Below are 10850 nucleotides of genomic sequence, written 5' to 3' on the forward strand. Positions count from 1 at the left end.
GGGGCCACCGGGCCGCCGCCGAAGTCCTCGGCGCTGCTGAGCTCCGCCGCGCCTGCGGGCCCGAGCAGGAGGGCCGCGCGCCGGATCCCGGGACGCCGGACCGCGTTGAACCACAACGCCACTTCGGTGACGTCCCCGCCCACCGACACCCACTGGGCTTCGCAATCCCCGGGCACCGAGTCGTGCGGCATGCCCGGGCCCATCTTCACCCCCACGGCCAGGCCGGTGCCGGCCAGGGACTCGGCGAAGGACAGCGGCGGGGAGAAGTCCTCCGGGTCCCAGAGCCGCTTCGTGCCCGACGTGGAGGTGGTGCGGCGCGCCGGGTCCAGCCAGACGCCGTCGATTCCGTCGAGGGAAACCGTCGTTGCATCGGAATGGACCACCGTGGCGTTCCGGAACGGGATCAGGTTCATCGTGGCGCAGGCCGCCGTCGTCTCGTCCTTTTCCACGGCCGTGACCGTGATGTCCAGCGAGGCGAGTGCCATGGCATCGGCACCCAGGCCGCAGCCGAGATCCGCCACATGCTGCACGCCGGCCTCGGCGAAACGCTGCGCGTGGCGGGCCGNGCCACGGTGAGTCGGGTGGCCTGCTCCAGGCCCGCCTGGGTGAAGATCATCTGCCGGGCGAACTCGCCGAACTTGGCCTCGGCCCTGGTCCGCAGCCGGGACTGGGTGAGCACGGCGGAGACGAGCTCGGGGGAGTGGCCGGCCTTCCGGAGGGAGGCGTTGAGGCGGAACGCCTCGTCCTCCCGGTATGGGCCCAGCGACGCCAGCAACTCCCAGCCCTCGGGGTTGAGAAGCGGTGCGATCTGGTCCTGCGGTGCGTCAGCCATGGCATCAAGCCTAGTTCAGGGAGTCGTTGGGGACTTGCGCCCGATAGGCTTGACGGCATGGATGACAGCGGCATGGCAGACAGCGGCACGGATGCAGAATACCCGGAAGACGACGCCGCCCGGCCGGAGGCCGACAGCGGCCGTCCCGGCCGCCACGGACTCGCCCGCTACGCCCGGCCGGCGCTGGTCGCGGGCACTGCCATCGCCGTTGTCTGCGTGGCGCTCCTGGTCATCATCTTCTTCCTGGACTCCTTCAACGCCACCGTGTATTCCGTCGGCGGCAAGGACGTCACCGATGCCACCGACGAGGCCAAGGCCATCCGCGAGAACTACGCTGCGGTCCGCGCCGGCGGCATTGCCTTCCTGGTTACTGGCGTTGCCCTGGCCGCGGCGGGCGGACTGGTGCTGTACCGACACCGGAACGAACCCGGAGCCCGCGGCGAGGACAACGGCGAGGACGTGGACTTCGAGGACCTCGGCGGACAGTAGCCGGCCGCGGTGCAGCGTTCACCCATGACGAATTTCTGGCACTCGCCTTGACCGAGTGCTAACTCCTTACATAGAGTCGTCATTAGCACTCTCCCTAGGAGGGTGCTAACACCTGAAGCTTTACCAGCCAGGCTGCTGCCGGCACCGCGACGACGGTCTGTACGCCTTGGCCCCACAGCTTTAATGTCCACGAATTTGCTGACGAAAAGGAGAGGTCATTGTCGGTCTCTATTAAGCCTCTTGAGGATCGTATTGTTGTCCGCCCGCTCGAAGCCGAGCAGACCACGGCTTCCGGCCTGGTTATCCCGGACTCCGCGCAGGAAAAGCCGCAGGAAGGCGAAGTTGTTGCAGTAGGCCCCGGCCGCTTTGACGACAACGGCAACCGCGTTCCGATCGACGTCACCGTCGGCGACGTAGTTATCTACTCCAAATACGGCGGAACTGAAGTCAAGACCGGCGGCACCGAGTACCTCGTGCTCTCCGCCCGCGACGTTCTGGCGATCGTCGTAAAGTAACTCTCTTGGACCCCGCGCCGCAGATCCTTTTCAGACGGGTCAGCTGCGCGGGGTTCTGTCTTTGAAAGGACAAAACCATGGCAAAGCAGCTTGCGTTTAACGACGCTGCCCGCCGGTCGCTTGAAGCCGGCATCGATAAGCTCGCCAACACGGTCAAGGTGACGCTTGGCCCCCGCGGCCGCAACGTCGTGCTGGACAAGAAGTGGGGCGCCCCCACGATCACCAACGATGGTGTGACCATCGCCCGCGAAGTCGAACTCGACGATCCCTACGAAAACCTTGGCGCGCAGCTTGCCAAGGAGGTCGCCACCAAGACCAACGATGTTGCCGGTGACGGCACCACCACGGCTACCGTCCTGGCTCAGGCACTGGTCAAGGAAGGCCTCCGCAACGTGGCGGCAGGCGCAGCCCCGGGCGAAATCAAGCGCGGCATCGAGGTCTCTGTTGAGGCCGTCGCAGCCCGGCTGCTCGAAAACGCCCGCCCGGTCGCCGGCGACCAGGTCGCCAATGTCGCAGCCATCTCCGCGCAGAGCGACGAGATCGGTGAGCTCCTGGCCGAGGCCTTCGGCAAGGTCGGCAAGGATGGTGTGATCACCATTGAGGAATCCTCCACCACGCAGACCGAACTGGTCCTCACCGAGGGCATGCAGTTCGACAAGGGCTACCTGTCCCCGTACTTCGTCACCGACGCGGAACGCCAGGAAGCAGTCCTCGAAGACGCACTGATCCTGATCAACCAGGGCAAGATCTCTTCCGTCCAGGACTTCCTGCCGCTGCTGGAAAAGGCGCTGCAGAGCTCCAAGCCGCTCTTCATCATCGCCGAGGACGTCGAGGGCGAGGCGCTGTCCACGCTCATCGTAAACCGCATCCGTGGCACCCTGAACGTTGTCGCCGTCAAGGCGCCGGGCTTCGGCGACCGCCGCAAGGCCATGCTGCAGGACATCGCCACCCTCACGGGCGCACAGGTTGTCTCGCCGGAACTGGGCCTCAGCCTGGACACGGTCGGCCTGGAGGTGCTGGGTACCGCCCGGCGCATCACGGTCACCAAGGACAACACCACCATCGTTGACGGCGCCGGTTCGGCAGAGGACGTCGCAGCCCGGGTTTCCCAGCTGCGCGCCGAGCTGACCCGCACCGACTCCGACTGGGACAAAGAAAAGCTGCAGGAACGCCTGGCCAAGCTGGCCGGCGGCATCGGCGTGATCAAGGTCGGCGCAGCCACCGAGGTCGAGCTCAAGGAAAAGAAGCACCGTATCGAGGACGCCGTGTCCTCGACCCGCGCTGCCCTTGAAGAAGGCATCGTCGCCGGCGGCGGCGCCGCCCTCATCCACGCCCTCAAGGCGCTGGACGAGGACCCCGCCGTCAAGGCCCTCGAAGGCGACGCGGCTGCCGCTGTCGGCATCGTGCGCCGGGCACTGACCCAGCCGCTGCGCTGGATCGCCCAGAACGCCGGCTTCGACGGCTACGTCGTCGTCGCCAAGGTCGCCGAATCCGCCAACAACCAGGGATTCAACGCCAAGACCGGCGAATATGAAGACCTGATCGCTGCCGGCGTCATCGACCCCGTAAAGGTGACGCGCGCGGCCCTGCGCAACGCGGCTTCCATCGCGGCACTGGTGCTCACCACGGAAACCCTCGTGGTCGAAAAGCCTGCCGACGAAGACCAGCACGCAGGCCACCAGCACTAAGGTTCACGGGCGGCTCCTACACGGGTGCCGCGGCTTCACCAGGACCAGCACAATAAAAGACCGGACCAGCACCAGCTGGTCCGGTCTTTTGTTTGTTCGCCTCCGCTGGCCCCATCGGCGTGGATCAGCCCCCGGACCGTGTGGCCTTCCGCCGCAGCCGCAGTGCGGCGCCCCGCGGAAGGCGCTTGGTGACGAGCCGGTAGAAGACCAGCACGGCAACCGCGGCCGCCACGATTCCCACGAGGTTCAGCCCCAGCTGAAGGGCCGAACCGGCCGCCTTCTGGTATTCGCCCAGGACCAGCGCCACAGCCACGAACCCCGCGGCCGGGACCGTCGTCACGGAGATGAACACCCCGATCAGGGCAGCAGACCGCCGGCTGATCACGGACAGCATCCCCGCGGTCCCGGCCAGCACGGCAACGATGAGCGAATAGGGGCCGGGGTGGTAAATGAAATCCACTGCGGATCCGCGGTCGAGCACGTCGGCCGGAAAGAGGCCCAGCGGCACGGACAGCCACGCGGTGAGGGCAGCCGCCAGCATGGCCACCGGGAAACCGATGCCGAGCGCCAGCGCCGCACTGCGCCCCAGCTGCCATTGCCGCCGCACAAGTGCCACCGCCAGCGCCGCCAAGGGACCGAATTCCGGTCCCACCGCCATGGCCCCGACAATGGCGATGGTCGAATCGGTGACGATCCCGATGGCCGCCAGCTGGGTCGCAAGGATCAGGAACGCCAGATAGCTCCATGTGAGCCGCGAGTCTTCGCCTGTCTGCCGGGACACCTCGTCCCAGATCACGGTGTCCGCGCCTTCGCCGGGGGCGTCGGCGGTGGCCTTGTCCGCCCGGTCCGAGAGCACCAGCTCGGGCGTGGTGACCGAGATCGACCCCAGCTCCTGGACATTCAGGGCGTGGAGTTTCTCCACGAGCCGCTCCACCGACTCCCGCGCCAGCAGGACGTGGAGGATGTCCCCGGGAGGAAGGACGGAAGCACCACGCTGGCGGGACACTTCCGCGACGCCCAGCTCGCCCGTGCAGCAGTCCATCACGGCGACGGACAACTCGGCCGGGACACAAATGCGCAACTCTGCGATCACGATGGGGCCTCCTCTGGCTCGTTACAGGGTAGCCTCCGGGACGGCAGAAGCCCTCGGCCAAGCGGCTCTCCGTGCGGCTGTGATTGGCCAGAGAAATTACGGCTCGGTAACATTGATGTTTTGGAAACCGCCTGAAGGGGCCTTTTGTGTCGAACGAGCGAACCATAGCCACCCCGCAGGCAGCGGACGCGGGTTCTCCCACGCGCACAAATTCAAGCTACCGGCCCGAAGTCCAGGGCCTCCGCGCCCTCGCGGTCCTGATGGTGGTCACCTACCACGTGTGGCTCGGACGGGTCTCCGGCGGCGTCGATATCTTCCTGCTGATTTCAGCGTTCCTGATGACCCTCAGCTTCGCCCGCAAGGTCGAGGGCGGGAAGCCCCTGCGCCTGGCGAGCCACTGGCTCCACCTGCTCAAGCGGCTGCTTCCCGCCGTCGTCGTGGTCATCCTTGGCGTGCTGGCCGGCACCCGGGTCATCCTTCCCGAGAACCGGTGGCCGGACGTGCTGGACCAGGCCTGGGCCTCCCTGCTGTACCGGCAGAACTGGCTCTTGGCGGACTCCGCCGTCGACTACTACGCACAGGACCATTCCGGCGCCAGCCCGCTGCAGCACTTCTGGTCGCTGTCCATCCAGGGCCAGGTGTTCCTGCTCTGGCCGCTCGTGTTTGCCGGCGCCGCCCTGCTGCTGCGCTTCCTGCGGCGGACCCCTTGGGGCAACCGGGTGGGCTACGCCGCCCTCCTGGCCGCGGCTTTCGGCGCGATCTTCGTTGCGTCGCTCCTGTTTTCCATCGAGCAGACGGCCACCAACCAGTCCCACGCCTACTTCGACACCCGCACCCGGCTGTGGGAGTTTGCGCTCGGCTCGCTGCTGGCCCTTGCGCTGCCGCACCTCAAGCCCGGCAAAATGCTGCGGGTAGTCCTCGGCTGGGCCGGCCTCGCCGCGATGCTCTCCTGCGGCCTCGTGCTGACCGTGGATCGCTCTTTCCCGGGCTTCATTGCGCTGTGGCCGACGCTGGCCGCGGCCGCCATCATCGTGGCCGGACAAAGCGGCAGCCGCTTCGGCGTGGACCGTTTCCTGACCTGGAAGCCGCTGGTGGCCCTCGGGGACAACTCGTACGCCCTGTACCTGTGGCACTGGCCGCTGCTGGTGCTGGCCCTCGCCGGGATGGGCGTTGCCGCGCCGAACCTGGTCCAGGGCCTGGCCATCGTGGCCGCCTCGATCGTGCTGGCCGTGCTGACCACAAGGTTCGTGGAGAAGCCGTTGCGCGAGTGGCACTGGCCGCAGCGCCGCGTCTGGCGCACCGCCGTCGTGATTGCAGCGTGCGGTGCGCTGCTGGCGGGTCCCGTGGCCGTGTGGCAGAGCAAGATCATGGCGGACGAGGCCGTCGCCGCGTCGCAGCCGAAGGAATTGACCCCCGGCGCTGCCGCCCTGTCGCCCGAGAATGCGGGCAAGCCGACGCCTGATGCGAAGATCATCCCGGCTCCGGTCGCCATGAAGAGTGAGTGGGCTGACATCGACGGGTTGTGCACGGACGGGAACGTCCCTGGCGATCCGCTGCTCGCCGGTTGCCTGCAAAACAGCCGCCCCGACACCGTCACCAAGCGCATTGTGGTGCTCGGTGACTCCCACGCCCAGCAGTACATGGCGGCGCTCGGCCCGATTGCCCGAAGCCACGGCTGGGAAGTCGTCGCACTCCTGAAAGGCAACTGCCGCTTCGGCGGCGAGTCCCCGGACCGGGATGCCGAGTGCAACGCCTTCAACGCAGCCAGCGCCCAGTACGTCCTGGACCATAAACCCGACGCGGTTTTCACGGTCGCCTCGCTCACCCACAAAGACGCACCTTTCGAAACAGAGGTTCCGCAGTACCTTGAAGGCATCAAACCCTTCACCGACGCCGGCATGGACGTGGTGGGCATCCGGGACAACCCGCGCTTCAACATGATCATGCCCGAATGTGTCCAGAAGAACGGACCCGATGCCCCGAAGTGCAGGGTGCCGCTGCAGGAGTCCCTGGCCGACTCCTCGCCCCTGGACGCGTACCGGGGGAGGGTGCCGGGACTGCACCTGATGGACCTGAGCGACTTCATCTGCGCCGACGGAATCTGCCCGGCCGTCGTCGGGAATGTGTACGTCTACAAGGACGACAACCACCTCACCAAGACCTATGTCCAGAGCATGATCCCCATGTTCGAAGAGCGCCTGCTGGCAGCGACCGGCTGGACGTGACGCGGCGGCGCCGCGCGGCCGGTGCCGTTGCTCACATTACTGCCCCGGAATATGGGGATCGCCGCCGAGGTTCTAGTATTTATTCAACACTTCTGCACAGGCCATGCCCGTAATGACGGGCTGGTCATCTGTTGCAACCCCTACCCGTGAAACCCCGTAACCAAGGTAAGAGGCGCACTCATGACCCAGCCCGAACACAACCCCTTCGGCTTCATCGGACTGACGTACGACGACGTCCTGCTGCTGCCCGGCCACACGAACGTCATCCCCTCCGAGGCAGACACCTCCTCCCGGATCTCCAAACGCATCACCGTGAACACGCCGTTGCTCTCCGCCGCGATGGACACCGTGACCGAGTCGCGGATGGCGATCGCCATGGCGCGCCAGGGTGGCCTCGGCGTCGTGCACCGCAACCTCTCCATCGCCGACCAGGCCGACCAGGTGGACCGGGTCAAGCGCAGCGAATCCGGCATGATCACCAACCCGCTGACCATCGGCCCGGAAGCGACGCTCGCCGAACTGGATGAAATCTGCTCGCACTACCGCGTCTCCGGCCTGCCCGTCGTGGACGAGGGCATGAGGCTGCTTGGCATCGTCACCAACCGCGACACCCGCTTCGTGCCGGAAGCAGACTTCCCGATCCGCCTGGTCAGCGACGTCATGACCAAGATGCCCCTCGTCACGGGGCACGTCGGCATCAGCCGCGAGGAAGCCTCGCACAAGCTCGCGACCAACAAGATCGAAAAGCTCCCGCTCGTTGACGAACAGGGCAGGCTCAAGGGCCTCATCACCACCAAGGACTTCACCAAGGCCGAGCAGTACCCGCTGGCCACCAAGGACGACGAAGGCCGGCTGCGCGTCGGCGCGGCCATCGGATTCTTCGGTGACGGCTGGGAACGGGCCATGGCCCTGATCGACGCCGGTGTGGACGCCCTCTTCGTGGACACCGCCAACGGCCACTCCCAGGGCGTCCTGGACATGATCAGCCGGCTGAAGTCGGATCCGGTCGCGGCCCACGTGGACATCATCGGCGGCCAGGCCGCCACGCGCGAGGGCGCCCAGGCGCTCATCGACGCCGGCGCTGACGGCATCAAGGTCGGCGTGGGCCCGGGCTCCATCTGCACCACCCGCGTGGTCGCCGGCGTCGGCGTCCCGCAGATCACCGCCATCTACGAATCCGCCAAGGCTGCCATTCCCGCCGGCGTGCCGCTGATCGCCGACGGCGGACTGCAGTACTCGGGCGACATCGGCAAGGCCCTCGTCGCCGGCGCCGACACCGTAATGCTCGGCTCCCTGCTGGCCGGTTGCGACGAGTCCCCGGGCGACCTCATCTTCGTCAACGGCAAGCAGTTCAAGCTCTACCGCGGCATGGGCTCGCTCGGGGCCATGCAGACCCGCGGCAAGAACACCTCCTACTCCAAGGACCGCTACTTCCAGGCCGACGTCTCCGGCGATGACAAGCTCATCCCGGAGGGCATCGAGGGCCGGGTGGCCTACCGGGGCCCGCTCGCCTCGGTGGCGTACCAGCTGGTCGGCGGCCTCCGCCAGACCATGTTCTACACCGGCGCCCCGACCGTGCCGGAGCTCAAGGCGCGCGGGAAGTTCGTCCGGATCACGGCGGCCGGGCTGAAGGAATCCCACCCGCATGACATCCAGATGACGGTGGAAGCCCCCAACTACGGGTCGCGCTAGACCCGCGCTGCCTGCTTCACCCAACTCACTCGCAGCAGGGGCCGTTTTGGCGGCTCATAACGGCCCCTGCTGCGGGCCAGTTGGGCGGCGGTGTGTCCTAGGCTGGAGGCATGTCCGAACTCCTGCCCGCACGTGAGCCGAAGCGCAAACTGGCGCTGCGGCCCTACGCCCGGGCGGTCGCGCAGGTCCTCCGCGTCAGTTTCCGGGCCTCGCCTGCCGCCGTCGTGATGAAAGTTGTGGGCTCGCTGATTTCGGCGCTGCTGCCGCTCGTCACCACCTACTTCGCCGCCCTCACCACCACGGCCCTCGCGGCCGCCTACGCGGGCGACGCCGCGGCCGGGCAGCAGGCGATTGTCTACGTCATCATCACCGCCGCGCTGGGCCTGTTCTGGGGCGCCTTCAGCAGCGTGGACCGGTACATTCAGCAGCTGATGAGCTTCAAGGTCGGCGCGATCGTGGGTGACCTCATGTACGAGCGGTTCCTGGCCCTGGAGTTCTGGCGCTACGACGACAAGGAAACGGTGGACCTGTACGACCGGGCCAAGCGTTTCTCCGATTCCTACGCCCGGGTCCTGGACCGGATCGCCGCCATCTTCACGCAGCTGGTCTCGGTGATCCTCGCCATCGGCGCCCTCCTGCTGGTCAGCTGGTGGATCGCCGTGATCGTCCTCGTGGCGATCGTGCCCAGCGTCTACCTGCAGTTCAAGCTCTCGCGCGAGCAGATCGCGCACTGGAACACCCAGATCGACTCACGCCGGCAGCGGCGGATGATCGAGACCAACCTCCTGCGGCCCCAGCACATCGCCGAGATGCGCCTCTACGGGATCGTGGGGTACCTCATGGGGCTGCGCTCACGGCTGCGCGATGCGGACGAGCGCCGGCGGCTGGATTTCCAGAAGCGCTATATCCCCAAACAGCTCGCCGCCGACGCCCTGCAGTACGGCGCCGAGGTGGTGTCCCTGATCTGGGTGGTCGGGCAGATCATCGCCCGGGCTCAGCCGGTGGGGCAGTTCCTGTACGTCCAGCAGATCGTCAGCCGCGCCCTGTCCACCGCGAACAGCCTGGTCTCCTCCCTCAGCTCCATCGACGAGGACCTCGCCAACCTCAAGGACTACGAACTCTTCATGGCGCTGCCGGTGCACTCCGACCACGCCCCGCCGCTGCTGCAGGCACCCACGACGGTGGAACTGCGGGACATCCGCTTCACCTACACCGGCAGCGAGCTGGAAGTCATCAGGGGCATCTCGCTGACCGTCCGCGAAGGCCAGCACATCGCCATCGTGGGGGAGAACGGCGCCGGCAAGTCCACCCTCATCCGGATCCTCGCCGGGCTCTACCGCCCGGACTCCGGCCAGGTGCTGCTCGACGGCGTCGACCTCGCCGCCGTCGACGTCAAGTCCTGGCACCGCCATCTGGCGGTGCTCAGCCAGGAGTTCCTGAAGTACGAGTTCGCGACCGCCGCGGAGAACATCTTCTTCGGGGACGTCGACGCACCGCGCGACGACGGGCGGATCCGCCGCGCAGCGGCCGACGCCGAAGCCCTCGAGTTCATTAACAAGCTGCCCAACGGCCTGGACAACCACGTCAGCAACTGGATGGAGGATCCGCGCGGTCGGAAGGGCAGCGGGCTGTCAGGCGGCCAGTGGCAGCGGCTTGCGATGGCCCGGAACTTCTACCGGAACGCCTCGTTCATGGTGATGGACGAGCCGACGTCGGCCATTGATGCCCTCGCGGAGCACCGGATCTTCACCCGGCTCTTCGCCGACCGCAGCAGCACGATCATCGCCATCAGCCACCGGCTCGCGACGATCGAGAAGGCGGACATCGTCTACATGCTCGAGGACGGCCGGATCGTGGAGCAGGGCACGCACAAGGAACTGGTTGCCCTGCGCGGCCGCTACTTCCGGATGTTCGAATCCCAGCTCGCCGTGGACGAGGCCGAAGGGATCTGACGGGGGAGCGCTCGCCCGGGGCTAGCGGTGTTCCAGCCACCGCGCGTAGAGCTCGGCGCTGTTCATCATGAGCCGTTGGGTATAGGTAAGGCCCGCGGCCAGGCCCAGGGGCCAGATCACCAGCATGCCCAGCATCGGAAGTGTTTCCGGTGAGCCGCCGTTCGGGGTGAAGAGCACCAGCGCGGCAACACCCAACGCGCTGACGATCAGGATGGTCCGGATCATGCCGGCAGTGCTCCGGATTCCCTGTTTCACCCGGGGGATATCCGATGCGGGCGCTGGAGGATTGCGGGTGAACCGCGGCCAAGCCGTGAGGCTCCAGCCCCGCCGGACTCCGACCCAAACTAGTTCATCCCCGCCAGTT

Annotated in this window: 8 protein-coding genes and 1 pseudogene; 6 read left to right on the top strand and 3 right to left on the bottom strand. The window is 67.0% G+C overall.

Going from position 1 to position 10850, the window contains the following annotated elements; genetic code table 11:
* Positions 1–832: pseudogene (locus K789_RS23235) on the bottom strand (SAM-dependent methyltransferase); the annotation flags it as partial.
* 57 nt (positions 833–889) lie between these two features.
* Here K789_RS23235 and K789_RS0114715 point away from each other — a divergent pair.
* From K789_RS0114715 to groL, 3 genes are all read left to right on the top strand, one after another.
* On the top strand, positions 890–1321 hold the full coding sequence (locus tag K789_RS0114715; protein WP_024367420.1) for a hypothetical protein: 432 nt from the start codon (positions 890–892) through the stop codon (positions 1319–1321).
* Between the two features lie 218 nt (positions 1322–1539).
* Positions 1540–1836 carry a co-chaperone GroES gene (gene groES, locus K789_RS0114720; protein WP_024367421.1) on the top strand — a complete coding sequence of 99 codons (297 nt, stop codon included), beginning with the start codon at positions 1540–1542 and terminating at the stop codon, positions 1834–1836.
* Between the two features lie 77 nt (positions 1837–1913).
* Positions 1914–3524, top strand: a complete 1611-nt coding sequence (gene groL / locus K789_RS0114725) for a chaperonin GroEL (RefSeq protein ID WP_024367422.1) — start codon at positions 1914–1916, stop codon at positions 3522–3524.
* Between the two features lie 124 nt (positions 3525–3648).
* Here groL and K789_RS0114730 read toward each other — a convergent pair whose 3' ends face one another.
* Positions 3649–4617, bottom strand: a complete 969-nt coding sequence (locus K789_RS0114730; RefSeq protein WP_024367423.1) for a DUF389 domain-containing protein — start codon at positions 4615–4617, stop codon at positions 3649–3651.
* Between the two features lie 146 nt (positions 4618–4763).
* Between K789_RS0114730 and K789_RS0114735 the strand changes: the two genes are divergently transcribed.
* The 3 genes from K789_RS0114735 (at position 4764) to K789_RS0114745 (ending at position 10486) form a co-directional block, all read left to right on the top strand.
* Positions 4764–6842 (top strand): acyltransferase family protein, encoded by a 2079-nt coding sequence (locus K789_RS0114735; protein WP_084507580.1) that lies wholly within the window; start codon positions 4764–4766, stop codon positions 6840–6842.
* A 180-nt stretch (positions 6843–7022) separates the two neighbouring features.
* Positions 7023–8534: an IMP dehydrogenase gene (gene guaB, locus K789_RS0114740; protein ID WP_024367425.1), complete on the top strand. Its 1512-nt coding sequence runs from the start codon at positions 7023–7025 to the stop codon at positions 8532–8534.
* A gap of 110 nt (positions 8535–8644) precedes the next feature.
* Positions 8645–10486 carry an ABC transporter ATP-binding protein gene (locus tag K789_RS0114745; RefSeq protein ID WP_024367426.1) on the top strand — a complete coding sequence of 614 codons (1842 nt, stop codon included), beginning with the start codon at positions 8645–8647 and terminating at the stop codon, positions 10484–10486.
* Between the two features lie 21 nt (positions 10487–10507).
* Here the strand turns inward: K789_RS0114745 and K789_RS0114750 are convergent, their stop codons facing one another.
* Positions 10508–10741: a hypothetical protein gene (locus K789_RS0114750; RefSeq protein ID WP_024367427.1), complete on the bottom strand. Its 234-nt coding sequence runs from the start codon at positions 10739–10741 to the stop codon at positions 10508–10510.
* Positions 10742–10850: the final 109 nt, after the last annotated feature.

The organism is Arthrobacter sp. TB 26 (assembly GCF_000427315.1).
Taxonomy (GTDB): Bacteria; Actinomycetota; Actinomycetes; order Actinomycetales; family Micrococcaceae; genus Arthrobacter.